12 protein-coding genes are annotated in these 17,561 nt (G+C 66.4%); 6 read left to right on the plus strand and 6 right to left on the minus strand.

The genetic code is table 11. The features are described from left to right. Positions 1 to 135 precede the first annotated feature (135 nt). Positions 136 to 3,378: an amidohydrolase family protein gene (locus tag GGR40_RS06870; RefSeq protein WP_429275471.1), complete on the plus strand. Its 3,243-nt coding sequence runs from the start codon at positions 136 to 138 to the stop codon at positions 3,376 to 3,378. Positions 3,379 to 3,456: 78 nt separating this feature from the next. Here GGR40_RS06870 and GGR40_RS06875 read toward each other — a convergent pair whose 3' ends face one another. Further along, the gene (locus GGR40_RS06875; RefSeq protein WP_429275472.1) at positions 3,457 to 6,102 is read right to left on the minus strand and encodes a TonB-dependent receptor domain-containing protein; all 2,646 of its coding nucleotides are present in this window, start codon (positions 6,100 to 6,102) and stop codon (positions 3,457 to 3,459) included. A gap of 284 nt (positions 6,103 to 6,386) precedes the next feature. On the opposite strand from GGR40_RS06875, the gene GGR40_RS06880 reads away from it, so the two are divergent. Both GGR40_RS06880 and GGR40_RS06885 read left to right on the plus strand, forming a co-directional pair. Then, positions 6,387 to 8,063, plus strand: a complete 1,677-nt coding sequence (locus GGR40_RS06880) for an amidohydrolase (RefSeq protein WP_429275473.1) — start codon at positions 6,387 to 6,389, stop codon at positions 8,061 to 8,063. Beyond that, on the plus strand, positions 8,060 to 8,647 hold the full coding sequence (locus tag GGR40_RS06885; protein ID WP_429275474.1) for an FMN-binding negative transcriptional regulator: 588 nt from the start codon (positions 8,060 to 8,062) through the stop codon (positions 8,645 to 8,647). Before GGR40_RS06880 ends, GGR40_RS06885 begins: the two co-directional genes overlap by 4 nt. Before the next feature lie 15 nt (positions 8,648 to 8,662). Here the strand turns inward: GGR40_RS06885 and pdxR are convergent, their stop codons facing one another. The 5 genes from pdxR to GGR40_RS06910 form a co-directional block, all read right to left on the minus strand. After that, positions 8,663 to 10,138 carry a MocR-like pyridoxine biosynthesis transcription factor PdxR gene (gene pdxR / locus GGR40_RS06890; protein WP_429275475.1) on the minus strand — a complete coding sequence of 492 codons (1,476 nt, stop codon included), beginning with the start codon at positions 10,136 to 10,138 and terminating at the stop codon, positions 8,663 to 8,665. Positions 10,139 to 10,236: 98 nt separating this feature from the next. After that, complete coding sequence (locus tag GGR40_RS06895) at positions 10,237 to 12,375, minus strand: TonB-dependent receptor (RefSeq protein ID WP_429275476.1); 2,139 nt, start codon at positions 12,373 to 12,375, stop codon at positions 10,237 to 10,239. Between the two features lie 85 nt (positions 12,376 to 12,460). Continuing rightward, complete coding sequence (locus tag GGR40_RS06900) at positions 12,461 to 12,643, minus strand: hypothetical protein (protein WP_429275477.1); 183 nt, start codon at positions 12,641 to 12,643, stop codon at positions 12,461 to 12,463. Beyond that, complete coding sequence (locus tag GGR40_RS06905; protein WP_429275478.1) at positions 12,640 to 13,806, minus strand: PepSY-associated TM helix domain-containing protein; 1,167 nt, start codon at positions 13,804 to 13,806, stop codon at positions 12,640 to 12,642. Before GGR40_RS06905 ends, GGR40_RS06900 begins: the two co-directional genes overlap by 4 nt. Positions 13,807 to 13,903: 97 nt before the next feature. Next, on the minus strand, positions 13,904 to 14,560 hold the full coding sequence (locus GGR40_RS06910; protein ID WP_429275479.1) for a GntR family transcriptional regulator: 657 nt from the start codon (positions 14,558 to 14,560) through the stop codon (positions 13,904 to 13,906). Positions 14,561 to 14,668: 108 nt separating this feature from the next. On the opposite strand from GGR40_RS06910, the gene GGR40_RS06915 reads away from it, so the two are divergent. Genes GGR40_RS06915 through GGR40_RS06925 form a run of 3 tightly spaced genes read left to right on the plus strand, consistent with a single transcriptional unit; the run spans position 14,669 to position 17,561 of the window. Next, the gene (locus GGR40_RS06915) at positions 14,669 to 15,265 is read left to right on the plus strand and encodes an amino acid synthesis family protein (protein WP_429275480.1); all 597 of its coding nucleotides are present in this window, start codon (positions 14,669 to 14,671) and stop codon (positions 15,263 to 15,265) included. Between the two features lie 2 nt (positions 15,266 to 15,267). Then, positions 15,268 to 16,083 carry an alpha/beta fold hydrolase gene (locus tag GGR40_RS06920; protein ID WP_429275481.1) on the plus strand — a complete coding sequence of 272 codons (816 nt, stop codon included), beginning with the start codon at positions 15,268 to 15,270 and terminating at the stop codon, positions 16,081 to 16,083. After that, the gene (locus GGR40_RS06925) at positions 16,083 to 17,561 is read left to right on the plus strand and encodes an aldehyde dehydrogenase (protein ID WP_429275482.1); all 1,479 of its coding nucleotides are present in this window, start codon (positions 16,083 to 16,085) and stop codon (positions 17,559 to 17,561) included. The genes GGR40_RS06920 and GGR40_RS06925 overlap by 1 nt, the downstream gene beginning before the upstream one ends.

Consider the following 17,561-nt stretch of genomic DNA (forward strand, 5'->3'; position numbering starts at 1 on the left):
GTGCTTGGACCCGTCAGGCTGCACGAACTGGATGTTTCGCGCGCAAGTCGGCATCGCGATGGTGCAGCCTGACGACAAGGCTCGAAAGGTGATGCAGTGAAAACATGGCTGGCAGGTACGGCGCTTCTGGCAAGCATGGCATTGTCTACCGCAGGACCGGCGCGGGCGGGCACCTTGCCGCCGCTGGGCGGGCGCGTGATCGAATACGATACCCGCGAAGTCACCTGGCCTGCGCTGGACCTGTCGCCTGATGGCCGCACCATCCTGTTCGACCTGCTGGGCGATGTCTACGCGCTTCCCGCGCAAGGCGGCAGGGCACATGCGGTGATGACCGGCGCCGCGTTCGACACCCAGCCGGTATTCTCTCCCGATGGGCGCCATATCGCCTTCGTCAGCGACCGTGACGGGCGGGAGAACCTGTGGATTGCCGATGCCGATGGCGGCAATGCGCGGCGCGTTTCGGCGGAACACGGCGGCGCGCCTCATTACGGATCGCCGGCATGGTCGCCCGATGGCCGGACGCTTTACGCGTCGCGCATGATCTGGGGCGTGCTGGCGTTCGAACTGTGGTCGTTCGATGTCGAAACCGGGCGGCACGATGTGCTGGTAAAGGCCCAGCCGAACGGCGACGATCCGCACCCGCAGCGGCGCAATGCGATGGGCGTGGTCGCGTCTCCCGATGGCAAGAGCCTCTACTACGCCACCAAGGCGGGGACGACCTGGAGCAGCGGCGCGCTGCCGCACTGGACGATTGCCCGCTTCGACCTAGCGACCCGGACGCAGCACGCGGTCGTGACGACGCCCGGCGGCGGCATGCGCCCGGTGCTCTCGCACGACGGCAGGCTGCTGGCCTACGTCACGCGCGAGAACGAGGGCACGGTGCTGCGGCTGCACGATCTGACGACGGGAACGGATCGCCTGCTGCACACGCCGCTCGATCCCGACGGGCAGTCTGGCGGATACTATGTGGACCTCATGCCGCGCATGGTCTTTTCGGCGGACGACCGCGGCATCTATCTGGGGCTTGGAGGCGGGTTGAAGCGGCTTGACGTCGGCAGCGGCGCGCTGACCGACATCCCGTTCGAGGCGCATGTGCGCCACGAACTGCCGCTGCCGCTTCGCCGTCAGCATCGCGTCGACACCGGCCCCGTCCATGTCCGCGTGATCCAGACGCCGCGTCTTTCGCCCGATGGCAGGCAGGTGGCCTTTGGCGCCGTGGGACGCATCTATCTGGCCGCCAACCGCAAGGGTGCGAAGCCCCGCCGCCTCGATGTGCCGGGCGATGCCTGGCAACCGAGCTGGTCGGATGACGGGCGCTTCATCACTTATGTCACCTGGAGCGCGCAGGATGGCGGCCATGTCTGGGTGGCAGCAGCGGACGGCAAAACTCCGCCGCGTCAGCTGACGACACAGGCCGCGTTCTATTCCGAACCGCTGTTCCTGGCGGGCGGCAGGGACGTGGTGGCGTTTCGCGCCAGCCAGCACGACCGCCTCTATCGCGCCGCCGAGAGCCTTGGTCCCGTGCCTGCGACGCTGGTGCGGATGTCGGTGGAGGGCGGGACGGTTAACGCACTGGGCGACGTCGGCGCGGCCATGGACCTGCGGCGCGATGCCGATCCCGCGCGGGTGCGCTATTATGCGGATGGCTGGATTTCATCGCGCGCTGTCAATGGTCAGGGCGCGCCGAAACATCTCGTGAAGCTGGTCGCTCGGCCCGACAGCCAGTATTTCGACACGCCCGCGCCGCTGAAGAACGCGCAGCTGAGCGCGGACGGTCGCACGGCGCTGGTACGACTGGCGTCGCAACTCTACCTTGTCCCGGTGCCGGAAGGTAAGGACGGCGCCGCGCCGACCGTCAATGTCAGCGATCCTGCGGCGCACGCCCGGCGGATCACGGCTATCGGCGCGGACTACATGGATTGGGCGCCGGACATGCGCTCGCTGGTCTGGTCGGTCGGCTCGACGGTCCGGCAACTGCCGCTTGATGCCGCGCGGGACGGCACGCCCGCCGCGACGGAGAAGCGGGCGGGGGGCATCGTCATGGACGTGGTGCTGCCGCGAGACGTTCCCCGCGGCAGGCTGCTTCTGCGCGGCGCGCGGGTCATGACGATGAAGGCGGACGAGGTCATCGACGACGCCGACGTGCTGATCGTGGACAACCGCATCGCCGCAGTGGGGCCGCGCGGTTCCGTGAAGTTGCCCGGCGGCACGCAGGTGCGCGACGTTACCGGCAAGTTCATCGTCCCCGGTTTCATCGACGCTCACGCCCACTGGTTCGAGACGCGCCGGCGTATCCTCGACATCGGGCACTGGGACTTTGCCGCCAACCTTGCCTATGGCGTCACCGCCGGGCTGGACGTGCAGACATTCGACCCGGACGTATTCGGTTATGCCGACATGCTCGAAGCCGGACTGATGACGGGCCAGCGCGCCTTCTCCACCGGCGAGGGCGTGTTCCGCAACAGTCCTATGGGCAGCCGCGAAGAGGCGATTGCCACGCTGCGCCGCTATTCCGACTACTACCGCACGCCCAATATCAAGCAGTACATGGTCGGGGACCGGACCGAGCGGCGCCACCTGATCGAAGGAGCGCAGGCGCTGGGCCTGATGCCGACGACCGAAGGCGCCAGCGACTACCGGCTCGATCTGACGCAGATGCTGGACGGTTACGCCGGCAACGAGCACAGCCTGCCGATTGCACCGCTGCACGATGACATGATCCAGATGCTGGTCCGTTCTCGCATATCGACGGTGCCGACGATGCTGGTTCTCTACGGCGCGCCGGGGCCGCTGGGCGTGATGACGGCGGGGCACCAGCAGGATTTCGACAGCAAGCTGGGGCGGTTCGTGCCCGAGTTCGCCTTTGCCGCCAAGCGCGATTCCGCGCAGTGGAACCGGGCCGACGGGCAGGGCTTCGCGCTGTTCGCAAAGCAGGACAGCGATGTCGGCAGCGCCGGCGGGCTTCTGGGTGTCGGTTCGCATGGCGTGGTGCAGGGATTGTCCTACCACTGGGAACTGGAAGCCATGGCTTCGGGCGGGGCCAGCGCCACGCAGATCCTGCGCGCGGCCACTATCGGTTCCGCCGAAGTGATCGGCCGTGCGCTTGACCTCGGCTCCATAGAGCCGGGCAAGCTGGCGGACCTGCTGGTGCTGGACCGCGATCCGACCGCCGACATTCGCAACACCCTGTCGCTCTCGGCAGTGATGCAGAACGGGCGGCTCTACGACGCTGCCACCCTTGACGAACAATGGCCGCGCGTCCGCAAGCGTGAAGGGCAGTGGTTCGAGGGCATGTCGAGGCACGAAGTCGCTGCGGCCATCCGCACCGCCGCCGCATTCGAGGAAAAGCAGGGCGACGCGGCATCGTTCGAATACTGAAGCGGCGCATCGTTGCAGGCATGAAAAAGGCGGCGGGTGCATGACCCGCCGCCTTTCTCTTTGCACCGATGGACCGGATCAGAACTCCAGGCGGGCGCCGATCGTCATGTAGCGACCGATGACGTCGTAATAGGGCGAGAAGTTCGAGTAGAGCGGCGGATCCTTGTCGAACAGGTTCGACACGTTGCCGTAGATTTCGAAGTGCTTGCCATCGCTGCCGAAGGGGACCTTCTGGCTCAGTTGCAGGTCGATGTACGTATAGGCGGGGATGCGGTTGTTGGTGATCGGCGTGGCGCTGGTGCGATTCCAGTAGCCCGACGAAGTGTACCGCGCCCGGACCAGCCCGCTGAAGCCGTCGCTGGCGTACCCGACCGATGCATTGGCGCGGATGCGCGGCACGCCGTTGACGAAGGCGTAGCCCTGCGACTTGACGTACTCGATCTTCGACACGCCATCGTCCGTGGTGAAGTGGTTAACCCAGGTGCCGACGAGGCGGAAGGTGAAGCGCCCGTTGGCGTCGTTGTCGACCGGCAGCGTATAGGCCAGCTCCGCGTCCACGCCGTCCGTCTTGAACTCCGACAGGTTGACCTGCGACGATGCGACGCTGGCGATCCGGCCCGTGGAGTCGCGGGTGATGTAGTTGCACAGGCTGGCATTGCCGCCGTTGCAGCGGTCTACCAGAACCTGTGCGCTGATGCTGGTGATGACGTCCTTGATCGCGATGTTGAAGTAGTCGATCGAGGCGGTAAGCCCGCGCATCGGTGCGGCGGTGATGCCGGCGGTCCAGGTGTCCGACTTCTCCGGCTTCAGCGCGGCATTGCCGCCGCCGTAGATCAGGACGTTGCGGCTGCCTTCCGCGGCGAACTGCGGATCGACCACGCCCACGTAGCTGACGGTTTGGTTCGAATAGAGTTCGCTGATGTTGGGCGCGCGGATGTCACGCGAACGGGTGACTCGTCCGATCACGCCGGGCAGGAACTCGTTGGTGGCACCCAGCTTCCACGACCATACGGTGCCGCTGGTGCTGTAGTCCGATGCGCGCACGGCGCCGTTAAGCTCCAGCTTGCGCAGCAGGGGCACATCCTTGATGACCGGCACGACCACTTCGGCGAAAGCTTCCTTCACGTCGTACTTGCCGCTGAGCGAGCTGAAATAGAACGTCGAGAATGCCTTTGCCGCGTCCAGCGCGCCGATCGTGGTGCTGGTGGAAAGGTTGCGCCCTTCCGCACCGATCGCGATGGAAACCGGGCCAGCGGGCAGGTCCACCGGCTCTCCGCGCAGCGATACGCCATACGTGTCCAGCTTGTTGAGGCTGTTGGAACGCGGAGTGCCGGTGACATAGTCTATCGCACCTTGCGAAGGCGCGCCTTCACCGAACAGGTCAAGCGCCACGCAGCCCGCCGCGCCCGAACGGCACACCGCGTTGCCGGTGGCCGGGTCGATCACCGCATCCACCGCATTGGCGAAGTTCTGCGCGATAAGGAAGCCCGGTGTATTGATCCTGTTGCGGTACTGGCCGTGGCTGTAATAGGCCGAGTAGCGCCAGCGCCCGCCGCCAAAGCTGCCGTCCAGCGCCAGGGTGCCCTGGATGCTGCGGCGGTCGAGGTTGATGGTGCTGTAGGCAAGGTCCGCGTTATAGCGGGCCATGGTGAAGCTGGTCTGCCCGGCGGCGGCCATGGCCTGTCGGATGCCGTCGTTCAGGAACGCATTGTCCGACCGGATGGTGACGCTGTTGGTGTGATCGCCGAACCACGTGTAGCTGTTGTAATAGCGCGAATAGCGCAGGTCCGCACTGAGCTTGAGCGTATCGGTCAACTCGTAGGACGCCTTGGCCATCGCGGCGTAGCGCTTCTGCGGCGTGATCAGCGGGCTGCGTTCGTCGTCCGACGGGCCTTCGCCGCCGATCATGTTGGTACCGACCACGGTGCCGATGTCGGGGACGCGCAGGGTGCCGTCCGGATTGAAGCCGTAGCCCCTCAGCACGCCCGAGGTGATGTAGCCGCCGATCAGCCGCGTGGCGTGACCCACATCCGGGGTCAGCGCGTTGTTGACGGTGGCGAAGCGGCCGGTGTTCCTGCGGTCGGTCTTCTTCAGGATGCCCTTGTTGTCGACGAACTCGCCGCCGATGACGAAGTGGCCGCGACCGTCCGCAAAGCCGGTGCCGAACTTGCCCTCGAACTTCACCTGCCCGGCGTCCCCGCGTGACGAGATGCCGCCTTCTGCGCCCAGGCGCACGCCTTCGTATTCGCCATCGATGATCATGTTGACCACGCCCGCGACGGCATCCGACCCCCAGGCCGCCGAAGCGCCGCCGGTGACGATGTCCACGCTGCGCACCATGATCGAGGGCACGGTGTTGAGGTCGTTGTCACTGACCAGCCGACGCCCGTCCACCAGCACCAGCGAGCGCGTTTCGCCAAGGCCCCGGATATTGACCGGGAAGCGACCCGCCTGCGCGTTGGTGCCTGAGGTCTGCGGCGACTGGGAAGCCTTGAACTGCGGCAGATCCGCCAGCGCGGCACCGATGTTGGTGCGGCTGACCACGTTCAGGTCTTCCTGCGTCATGTGCAGCAGCGGGGTAGGCGACTCGTAGCCGGGACGGTCGATGCGCGATCCCGTGACGACGATGTCGGTCGGCGTTTCGGCCGTTGTCGCATTTTCGGCGGCGGTCTGCGCAAGCGCCGGCGTCGCACCCATCAGTGCAACGACAGCGGTTCCCGTCATGATTGAACGGCGGCGTGCGCGAAGAAGCTGTTCCATCAATTTCATCCCTGTTCGCGGTCGCCCTCTGGGGAGCGATCTGAAATGCCTTGTGGCAGGATCAGGGTGAAGCTCATGCGCGGCCCGGACGGAACATCCACTTTCGCGAAGTCGAGGGGACCAAGGCCCGCCTCGTTGCCAGGCGGCGATTTGGAGATTGGTCCCTTGGACCTGCGTGATCTTGGATGTTGTCGGGGCCGGCCATGCAGGCGATTAGGTGCATCATGCGGATGAACAAGGGGATTGTCATGTTCGATCGTCGTCGATTTCTGGGATCGGGAGCCGCACTCGCGGCCATGTCCACGCCCTTGGCACGACACGCGATGGCAGCCGACGCGCCGCTGGATTGCGCGCTGGTCGGCGGCACCGTGTGGACCGGGACGGGCACGCGCTCGGATGCGATCGGCGTCGTTGGCGACCGCATCGTCGCGGTGGGCGCGGGGGCTGTGAAGGCGCGGCTGAAGCGTTCGACGCGGGTCATCGACCTTCAGGGCGCGTTTGCTTTGCCCGCGTTCACGGACAACCACACGCACTTCCTGATGGGGGCCAACGCCCTGTCCCGTCCCGACCTGCTCGACGTGAAGGACCGCACGGACTTCGTCGCCCGGATCGCTGCCGCGGTGAAGGCAGATCCCGGCCACTGGCTGCTGGGCGGTTCGTGGGACGAGCAGCGCATGGGCGGCGAACTGCCGACGCGCGAATGGATCGACGCTGTAAGCCCGAACACGCCGGTCGCGGTGCCGCGCACCGATCTTCACAGCCTGCTGTGCAATTCGCTTGCCCTGAAGCTGGCGGGCATCACGCGCGACACGCCCGATCCGGCCGGCGGCGTGATCGTGCGCGATGCCGATGGCGAGCCGACGGGCGTGCTGAAGGACAACGCCAAGGCGCTCGTCAACCGGATCATCCCGCCCCTGACGCCCGACCAGCTGGAAACGTCGCTGCGTGGCGGGATCGCGCATGGCCTGAAGCACGGTTTTGCGCAGGTGCACGTCCCCGACCCGTTCGACTGGGACTGCTTCGACGCCCTGCGCCGCCTGCGCGCCAAGGGTGAGACGGACATGCGATTCTACAACTTCGTGCCGCTCGCCGACTGGGAGAAGATGGCGGCGCTGGTCCAGGCCGAAGGGCGCGGCGACGACTGGCTGCGCTGGGGCGCGGTAAAGGCGCTGGTCGACGGTTCGCTGGGCGCGCGCACGGCGCTGTTCCACGATCCCTACACCGACGACCCGCACACGCGCGGGGTGCGGGTGATGCCGCTGGAGGAACTGCGCGAAAAGGTGATCGCCGCCGACCGCGCGGGCCTTCACGTCACCGTCCACGCCATCGGCGACGAGGCGAACGAGGACATCCTCGACCTCTATGCCGAAGTCGAAACCCTGAACGGCAAGCGCGACCGCCGGTTCCGCGTGGAGCATGCCCAGCATATCGCGCCCGCCACGATCCCCCGCTTCGCCAAGCAGAAGGTGATCGCATCGGTCCAGCCCTACCACGCGGTCGACGATGGCCGGTGGGCGGTAAAGCGGATCGGCGAAAAGCGGCTGAACGGCACGTATGCCTTCGGTTCGCTGATCCGCAGCGGCGCCACGGTGACGTTCGGATCGGACTGGCCGGTGGCTCCGTTGAGCGCGATGGAAGGCATCCATGCCGCCGTCATGCGCCAGACGATTGACGGTGCGAACCCGGCGGGCTGGCTGCCCGACCAGAAGGTGACGGTGGAACAGTCGCTCCACGCCTACACGGTGGCCAACGCCTATGCCGGGTTCCAGGAGGACCGGCTGGGCCGCATAGCGCTGGGCTATCTTGCCGACATCGCCGTGCTGGATGCCGACCCCACGACCGTCGATCCCGGCAGGTTGCCCAAGGTGGAAGTGCTGCGCACTTTCGTCGGCGGGCGCGAGCGTTTCACGGCAGCCTCGGCATGAGCGTCTGGTCCCCTCGCAACGCCGCCGAAGTGGCGACGCTGGTCGCTCGCCATCCGCTGGCCTGGGTGGTTTCGAGCGCGCCATCGTTCCACGCGACGCCTCTGCCGCTGGTCGCCGACCTTGCCGAAGACGGCAGCGTGGCAGCGCTCGTGGGGCACTTTGCGCTGCGCAATCCGCAGGTAGAGGCGCTGCGGGCCAATCCGCGCGCGCTGGTGCTGTTTCAGGGCGCGCAGGGCTATGTCTCGCCCGAACTGGTGTCGCAGCCGCAGTGGGCGCCGACATGGAACTATGCGGTTGCCCGCTTTCAGGTGGAGATCGCGTTCGACCAGCAGGACAACGGCGAAGCGCTGGACCGCCTGATCGCCCACATGGAAGGCGACCGCCCGGACCGCTGGACCGTAGCGGACATGGGCGAACGGTACGAGCCGATGAGCCGGCACATCATCGCCTTTACAGCCAAAGTGCTGTCGTGCGACGCGACGTTCAAGCTGGGGCAGGACGAAACGCCTGAAAGTTTCGCGCAAATCCTGACCGGTCATCCCGACGCCGGGCTGGTCGCGGCGATGCGCGAAGCGGGCGGCTGATCCGCGGCTAGGCCTTCAGTCCACCACGGAGCGCAGCACTTCCAGCGCCTGCCGGGCTTCGAACTCGTTAAGGCTGGCAAAGCCTATCCGCAGGCCGCGCGGTGCCTCATCACGGGTCATGAACGAGCGGGACGATGCAAAACGCAGTCCGGCCGCAGATGCACCGGCCTCGATCCGGTCCAGCATCGCATCGGACGCGAAGCGCAGCCAGAACGCAAGACCGCCGGGCGGCATGTCGTAATGCACCCGGTCGCCCAGCGTGGCGTCCAGCGCCGTGGCGAACGCGGCGCGGCGCTGGGCATAGACCTGTCGCACCTTGCGCGCATGGCGGCTGAGCTCGCCGCTGTCGATCAGGTCGGCGGCAGTGTTCTCGGTCACCGTGTTGCCCATGCCGTCCACCAGCGAGACGACGTGGGCCAGCGCCTCCACCACCTCGACCGGCGCGGCGATATAGCCGATGCGCAGCGCGGGCAGCAGCAGCTTGGACAGCGATCCGGCGTAGATCACTCGCCCCGGTGCATAGGCGGCCATCGGCAGAAGCGGCTGCGAGGCGAAGTGAAATTCGTGGTCGTAATCGTCCTCTATCACCGCAAAGCCGAACTGCCGCGCCAGATCCAGCAGGCGCAGGCGGCGCTCGGGGCGCAGCGCCACGGTGGTGGGAAACTGGTGGTGCGGGGTCACGAACACGGCGGCCACGCGGTTGCGGCGGCAGGCGGCTTCCACGTCGTCAAGGCAGATGCCGTCGCTGTCGAGGCCCACCGGCACGATCTTCGCACCACGCGCGGCAAAGGCGGCGACGGCGGGTTCGTACGTCAGTTCCTCCACGATCACCGCGTCGCCGGGGCGGATCAGCAGGCTGGCGGCAAGGAAGATGCTGTTCTGGCTGCCGCGCGTGATGCAGATGTTGTCCGCCGTCACCGGCAGGCCGCGCTGGCTCTTGAGCATCGCCGCCACGCTTTCGCGCAGGGCAGGGGCGCCGCGTGGATCGCGGTATTGCAGCCCGTTGCCCCGTGCCAGCCGCTGCGCCGCGCCGCGATAGGCGCGTGACAGCAGTTCCACCGGGAACAGGCGACCGTCCGGCGCGCCTTCGTCCAGCTTCAGGCCCGCGCCTTCGGGCAGGGCCAGCGGACGCGGCGGACCGGGTATGAAGCGGTATTCGGCGCGCCCTGCGCCACCTATGCCTGCGCTACCCGTCGTTTCCAGAGCCGCCGCTCGCCCCGGATCGGGCAGTGCCGCCGAGACCATCGTCCCGCGCGTTCCGGCGGACGACAGCCAGCCCTGCGCGATCAGGTCTTCGTAAGCCAGCACCACGGTCTTGCGGTTGACGCCCAGCGTCGATGCGAGTTCGCGGCTGCTGGGCAGGTAGCTGCCCGAGGTCAGGCGACCGCTTTCGATGTCGCGGATCACGGCCTGGATGATCTGCATGTAGACCGGCTCGGCCCGCGCGGCGTCGATCCGCTGGCTGAGGCTTATCTGCCATGGACGCAGCATGGCGTCAGCGGACGGTGTACGGGCGAGCGGTCATGACAGGGCGATAGCGAAGCGGGTGGGGCCGTGGCAACCGCCAACCGCTTCGCTGGCGCCGAGGGTTAAAGGTCTATCGAGGCCGACAGCTTGAAGGTGCGTGGCGCGCCCTGCAGCAGATCGGGGCGCGAACTGTCGAACGCCGATGCCCAATAGCGCTTGTTGGCGACGTTATCGACGCCGAAGCGCAGCGTCAGCGGCCTGTCCGCCACCACCGCGACATAGCGCGCACCCACGTCGAACCGCGTCCAGCTGGGCAGTTCCAGCGTGTTGGCGTTGTTCGCAGGCTGGTCGCCGGTGTGTACGACCCGGCCCGTCAGGGTGAAGGCCGGGATGAACGGCACGTCCCATTCGACATTGCCGTTGAGCAGGTATTCCGGGACGCCCGCCACCTTGTTGCCTTCGTTGAGGCCGTTGGTTTGCCGGCGCAGGCGTGCGTCGATCACCGATCCACCCGCGATGACGCGCAGCCCTTCGACCGGCTCGGCCTGAATGCTGAGTTCGATGCCCCGGTTGCGCTGGCGACCCGATGCCTCGAACCGGGCGGAGGTGGCGGGCGTAGCCACCGGCACCAGGATCTGCGTCGCCCGTTCGGTGGTGAAGAACGACAGGCTTGCCGTCACCGCGCTGAGCGTCAGCTTCCCGCCGACTTCGTACTGGGTCGACTTGTAAGGTTCCAGCACTTCGCCAACGTTGACGATGTTGTAGCCGCCACTGACCGCCGGGGCGGTCGCCCCCTGGACCAGCGCCTCGATGCGGTTGGCGTACAGGGATACGCCCTCCACCGGCTTGACTACCAGCCCGACCACCGGAGTGATCGCGTCCTTGCTGTATTCGCCGGTCTGCAGCGCGGTCTGGTTGGAATAGGACTTCACCTCGATCTGCTGGAGCCGAAGCCCAGCGGTCAGCAGGATCCGGTCGTCCCAAGCACCGATGGTATCGGAGGCGAACGTGCTCAGAAGCCGCGTGCGGGAAATCGGGAACGGATCAGCCATGTTGCCGCCGGTAGAGCTGATGCTGCTGGGCTGCGGCACGGTGACGGGATCGTAGATGTTGTTGGTGCCGCTGGACACGCGATAGAACTCGAACGCGTTGCGGTTGACCAGCCAGTTTATCGATCCGCCGAAGTTCAGCTCGTGCGTGACGCCGCCTGCTGCCAGCTTGACGCGCAGGCCCGCCTGCAGCGCCTCGTTGTTGTCGGTGCGCGGGATGCGCGAGCCGGAAACGGATGCGGCGCCGGTGGCCGCGTTCAGCAGCGTCAGGGTGCTGTAGAACCCGTCCTCCGATCCGTCGCGCGCGCCGAACGCGGCATAGACCATCGCGTTGTCCGACAGGTCGTACTCAGCGCGGAACTGGCCGTAGATGTCGCGCAGGTTGGTGAAGTAATAAGGCTGGCCGTAATTCGCGGCGGCACGCGGCACTTTCGGAATGGACGTGATCGCGGCAGGCAGGGTCAGCTTGGGGCGCAGCTGGTTCACTCGCACCTTCTGGTACGCAAGGTCCAGCGAGAGGCGCAGAGGCCCATTATCATAGTCTATCGCGCCGCCCAGCAGATAGGCGCTGCGGAACTCGTCGTCGATGCCGACGTCGCCGCGCCGGGCCGCACCGTTGATGCGCACACCCCACTCGCCGCCGGATCCGAACCGGCGCGCCACATCGAAGCTCCCGCCGAAATGCGCGCTGGACGTGTAGTTCGCGGTCAGGCGCGTCAGCGGCTTGTCGCCGGCGCGCTTGGGGATGAGGTTCACGCTGCCGCCGATGCCGGTGCCGCCGGGCGCCGCACCGTTCAGGAACGCGCTGGAGCCGTTCAGCACCTGCACGCTTTCGTAAAGCTCTGGAGCGATCAACTGGCGCGGGGTGATGCCGTACAATCCGTCAAAGCCGATGTCGTCGCCCGCCAGCGCGAAACCCCGGATCACGAACTGCTCTGCGGCATTGCCGAAGCCGTAGCTGGTGCGCACGGACGGGTCGTTGTCCAGCACCTGCCCCAGCGTCTGCGGCTGCTGGTTGAGGATCAGCGCCGAGTTGTAGGCCTTGACCGCGAACGGCACGTCCTCTGCGGCCTTGTCGCCCAGCACGCCGATGCTGCCGCCGTGCGTGACGCCGGTCTGGTTCTCGCGCTGGGCGGTGACGATGATCTCGTCGCGATCGACTTCCTGCGCGCTTGCCATGGGCACGGCGACAAGCGCGGAAGCGCCGGCCATAAGGATGGCAAGCGGGCGGCTGCGGTATTGCATCACGAAATCTATCCCCCTTTTGCGCGCGGGTTCCCCGCCGTGCGCCGGATGTTCAGGAGCGTCGGGCCTTCATCGCCCACGCCACGGTCAGGATGGGCACGGCAAGGCCGACCCAGGAAAACGCATCGCGCCAGCCGTCGCCGGTCAGCGCCAGGACAAGCGCGGCGCAACTCAGGACGCCGATCGCCAGAGGGGCGGCGAAGACGACGCGCAAAGGCTGTCGTGCCCGCTTCATCCGGCGGGCACCGCGACGCCGCCGCTCTCCACTTCGCGAACATGCGCGGCGGGAGAGGCGCGGCGCTTGCCAAGCCACAGGTAGATGCCGCTGGCCAGCACCACGATCGTGAAGAGGTCCAGCACCGCCCACAGGATCTTGAGCGGCAGGCCGCCGTAGTCCCCGAAATGCAGCGGGCGCGATAGCGAGAGCGACTTGTTGTACCACGGCATCGTGCGCGCGGCGGTGAAGGTGCCGGTCTGCGCGTCGATCAGGGCGGGGGTCAGCAGCCGCTCCGTCAGGGGAGTGTCGCCCTGGAAGAACACGGCATAGTGATGCCCGGAGCTGAAGCGCCCGCCGGGAAAGCCGATGAACTGCGGGTTGTTGCCGGGCAGCACCTTGCGCGCCTGTTCCATCGCCTTGTCCAGAGAGCCGTAGCGCGATGGCGGCAAGGCATCCTTGCCTGCGTACTGCCGCGTCATCGCCGCCAGTTCGTTGCGCTGCCACAGCGAATTGATCGGGCTTTCCAGCGTGTTGATGACGCCGGTGACGCCCACCACCGTCATCCATGCTAGCGCGACGATGCCGATGAGGTTGTGGTAATCGATCCACTTGAGCCGCGCACTGCGTGACGTGCGCAGGGTACCGAACGCAAGTTTGCGCATGAAGGGAGCATAAAGGACCACGCCCGACACCAGCGCCGCCGTGAACAGAACGCCCATCGCGCCCAGGAACAGCATTCCCGGCAGGCCAAGGAACATGTCGGTGTGAAGCTGGAGCAGGAAGTGCATCACGCCGCTTTCATCCTCCTGCCCGATGCGACGGCCGGTGGAGCGGTCAAAGACCTGGATCGTCATCTGCGATCCGGGCGCGTCCGGGCGGGGACCGGTGGTGATCGTCATCGACGGGTTGTCGTTGTCGAACGCCATGAACAGCGGCACTTCGCCGGGGCGGGCGGCCAGCGCGCGGCGCATCATTTCGTCAAGCGGCAGCAGGCCCGGCGCGGTGCCGGACGATCCGACACCCGGCATACCGTATTCAGGCGCGTCGCCGCTCAGCCGGTCGATCTCGTCATGGAAGATCAGCGGCAGGCCGGTGACGCACAGCATCAGCAGGAACACCGTGCATACAAGGCTGGTCCACTTGTGGACCAGATACCATGCACGAATAGTGGAACTTGTCATCGGAGACTGCGGCTAAACCTGCGAACGATTATCATTCGCCTTATGGAGCCGCGATCACCGTGTCAACTCGGACTGCCTGCATAGGGACAGGGCCGCATCAGCGGTTCCTGAGCATCTCCACGGCAATGGATCCGGCTTCGGCCACATGTTCACGGCAGGCTTCGGCAGCGGCGGCGGAGTCTTTCTTGGCAATGGCATCGACGATGCGCGAAAGCCTGGCGAGGCCTGCCGCCTGACGGCCGACCACGGACAGCGTCATAGCGCGCATCTGGCTGATACGGCTGTTGAGGCGCTGGACGATCTCCCACGCGATGTCGTGCCCCCCGGTTTCGAAGATGATCTCGTAGAAGCGGGTGGAAGCGCGCAGGGCATCAACCGGGTTTCTGGCATCGTGGGCCGCGCCGATGGCGGCGAGGGCCGTTCGCAGGTCGGCCACATTGCGGGGGGTGGCCGCTTCGGCGCAGGCGGCCACGGCGGAGGATTCCAGCTGCATCCGGATTTCGTAGATCTGGCGCGCCTGTTCCGGGCTGATCGTGGACAGGCGCGGACCGGCGGCGGTATTCTCGACCAGGCCTTCGGATTCAAGGTTACGAATGACCTCGCGAATGACGGAGCGGCTGACGCCGAGACGGTCACCCAAGGTGCGTTCCACCAGCCGTTCGCCGGGAGCGATCTGCCCCTCCATGATCGCGTCACGCACCCGATCCAGCGCGATCTGCCTCAGGGTTTGCGGCCGCGCTTCGATCTTTTCCAAAATTTCCTCCACTGGGCGTGAGTTACGTCCGGAAATCTTCATGGCAACAAGCATTGCATGTGTCCAGTCTTCTGGTATACCACCATACAACATTCCAAGGAGGCACGCATGTCGCTGCAGATTCGCAAGCTCGTCACGTATATCGAAGAAGTCCGGATCGAGGGCGGCAAGGCTGCCGAACGCCCGGTCACTTCCGTCTGTGTCGCCGCCGTGGTGAAGAACCCGTGGGCGGGTCGCGGTTTCGTGGAAGACCTGCAGCCCGAAATCCGCGCCTATGCGTCCGATCTTGGCGCTCTCATGGTGGAGAAGCTGACCGCTGCCATCGGCGGGGCCGACCGTATCGAGGCTTACGGCAAGGCCGCAGTCGTGGGCGGCGCCGGTGAGATCGAACATGCATCCGCGCTCATCCACACGCTGCGCTTCGGCAACCACTACCGCGAGGCGGTGAACGCGAAGTCCTATCTCAGCTTCACCAACAAGCGCGGTGGCCAGAACACGTCGATCCAGGTACCGATGATGCACAAGGACGACGAAGGCCAGCGGTCGCACTACATCACTCAGGAATTCGCGATCTCCGACGCGCCGCTCGACGATGAAGTCGTGATCGTGCTGGGCGCTGCCGACGGTGGCCGCGTGCACCCGCGCATCGGCAACCGCTATCTCGACCTCGAAGCGATCGCGGCCGAGAAGGCGGCGCAGGGCTGATCGTGACCACGCGGACCTTTCCGACGGCCTATGAGGACACGGGCGGCGATGGGCCGCCCGTGGTCCTGATCCACGGGGTTGGGCTGTCGCAGGCGATGTGGGCTGCGCAAAAGGCAGCGCTGTCGCCCCGCTACCGCGTCGTCACGCTGGACATGCTGGGGCACGGCGGCAGTCCTGCGCCCGCTGCCGATGCCGGGCTTGACGACTATGCCGACCAGGTAGCCGGGCTACTGGATCACCTTGCCATCGATAAGGCGATCCTGATCGGCTTCTCGATGGGGGCGCTGGTGGCGCGGGCCTTTGCCCTGCGCAATCCCGATCGCCTTCTGGGTATGGTCCTGCTCAACGGCGTGTTCGATCGTTCTGACGATGTGCGTGCCACCATCCTTGGGCGGGTGGACGAGGTCCGGCTGGCCGGTCCCGCCGCCAATGCGGATGCCGCGATCGAGCGCTGGTTCAGCCCGCGGTTTCGTGCCGAGAACCCCGCCTACATCGCCGATCTGCGCGACCACATGGCGGGCAACGACCATCACGGCTACCTGACGTCCTATGGCCTTTTCGCCAGTCAGGACAACTTCGGCGCCGACCGTCTGGACCAGATCTCTGTGCCCACGGTGGTCGCGACCGGCGAGTTCGACGTGGGCTCCACGCCTGCGATGACGCGCGCGCTGGCCGCCCGCATTCGGGGCGCGAAGGCGGTGGTGATCCCCGATGCGCGCCATATGATGCCGGTGGAGATGCCGGAAGAAACCAATGCATTGCTGCTGGGCTGTCTCGATACGATGACCCACGCCGCGACAGCTGCCGGAGAGGCCTGATGACGATACGAAAATTCCAGATGCTGGTGGACGGTGCGTGGATCGACGCCGCTTCCGGCCGCACGTATGAATCGATCAACCCTGCTACGGGGAACGTCTGGTCGGTGCTGCCCGACGCGGACGAGGCCGACGCGGACCGCGCGGTGCGCGCTGCCGACGCCGCGTTCCGCAGCCCCGCCTGGCGTTCGCTGACCGCGACCGGGCGCGGCAAGCTGCTGCGCCGCCTTGGCGATCTGGTGGCAGAGCACGCCGGCGAACTGGCCGAACTGGAAACGCAGGACAACGGCAAGCTCATCCGTGAAACGCGCGGCCAGCTGGCTTATCTTCCCGAGTTCTTCCATTACAGCGGCGGGTTGGCAGACAAGCTGGAAGGCTCCACCCTGCCGATCGACAAGGCCGACATGATGGCCTTTACCGTGCCCGAGCCGCTGGGTGTGGTGGCCGCGATCATTCCGTGGAACAGCCCGCTCTATCTGACCGCGATCAAGCTGGCCCCGGCACTTGCCGCAGGCAATACGCTGGTCATTAAGCCGTCCGAGCACGCTTCTGCCAGCATCCTGCGCTTTGCCGCTCTGATAGAGGAAGCTGGCTTCCCCACCGGCGTCGTCAACGTGGTCACCGGGCTTGGGCCGAGTGCCGGGGCAGCGCTGACGAAGCATCCGCTGGTCCGCCGTATCGCCTTCACCGGCGGCCCTTCCACCGCGCGCCATGTCATCCGCGCCAGCGCCGAAAACTTCGCCAAGCTCTCGCTGGAGCTGGGCGGCAAGTCGGCCAACATCGTGTTCGATGACGCGGACCTTCAGAGTGCCGTCAACGGTGCCGTCGCGGGCATCTATGCGGCATCCGGCCAGAGCTGCGTCGCGGGATCGCGCCTGCTGGTGCAGGACGGCATCTACGACCGGTTCGTCGCCGCTCTGACCGAGCGTATGAGCCGCATCCGCATCGGCGATCCGCTCGATCCCGACTCCGACATGGGGCCGATGGCGACCGAGCAGCAGCTGGGCATCGTCGAGACGATGGTCGCCCGCGCGCGTGACGAAGGCGCAGTGGTCCTTGCCGGCGGCAAGCGCCATGAAGGCCGCGAAGGCTGGTACTACGAACCGACCCTGCTGGCCTGCGATTCCGATCAGCTGGACGTGGTTCAGAACGAGGTGTTCGGACCCGTGGCCGCGATCATGCGCTTCAGCGACGATGCCGAGGCGCTGGCTCTCGCCAACGGCACGCAGTATGCGCTGGCTTCGGGCATCTGGACCCGCGACATCGGCCGTGCGCACCGCTTCGTGCGCGATGTTCACGCCGGTATCGTCTGGGTGAACACCTATCGCGCGGTGTCCGCCATGGCGCCGATCGGCGGCTATGGCGCCAGCGGCTATGGGCGCGAGGGCGGCATCCACGCCGTGCTCGACTATACCGAACTCAAGACCGTGTGGATCAACCTGTCGGAACAGCCGATGGGCGATCCCTTCGTGATGCGGTGA

Origin of the sequence: Novosphingobium gossypii (genome assembly GCF_050433305.1) — a bacterium.
Taxonomy (GTDB): domain Bacteria; phylum Pseudomonadota; class Alphaproteobacteria; order Sphingomonadales; family Sphingomonadaceae; genus Novosphingobium; species Novosphingobium gossypii.

Coding starts and splice junctions, on each gene's coding strand:
- GGR40_RS06880 (WP_429275473.1), top strand. CDS start 6,387: ATGTTCGATCGTCGTCGATTTCTGGGATCGGGAGCCGCACTCGCGGCC.
- GGR40_RS06895 (WP_429275476.1), bottom strand. CDS start 12,375: ATGGCCGGCGCTTCCGCGCTTGTCGCCGTGCCCATGGCAAGCGCGCAG.
- pdxR (WP_429275475.1), bottom strand. CDS start 10,138: ATGCTGCGTCCATGGCAGATAAGCCTCAGCCAGCGGATCGACGCCGCG.
- GGR40_RS06885 (WP_429275474.1), top strand. CDS start 8,060: ATGAGCGTCTGGTCCCCTCGCAACGCCGCCGAAGTGGCGACGCTGGTC.
- GGR40_RS06915 (WP_429275480.1), top strand. CDS start 14,669: ATGTCGCTGCAGATTCGCAAGCTCGTCACGTATATCGAAGAAGTCCGG.
- GGR40_RS06900 (WP_429275477.1), bottom strand. CDS start 12,643: ATGAAGCGGGCACGACAGCCTTTGCGCGTCGTCTTCGCCGCCCCTCTG.
- GGR40_RS06905 (WP_429275478.1), bottom strand. CDS start 13,806: ATGACAAGTTCCACTATTCGTGCATGGTATCTGGTCCACAAGTGGACC.
- GGR40_RS06925 (WP_429275482.1), top strand. CDS start 16,083: ATGACGATACGAAAATTCCAGATGCTGGTGGACGGTGCGTGGATCGAC.
- GGR40_RS06870 (WP_429275471.1), top strand. CDS start 136: ATGGCATTGTCTACCGCAGGACCGGCGCGGGCGGGCACCTTGCCGCCG.
- GGR40_RS06875 (WP_429275472.1), bottom strand. CDS start 6,102: ATGACGGGAACCGCTGTCGTTGCACTGATGGGTGCGACGCCGGCGCTT.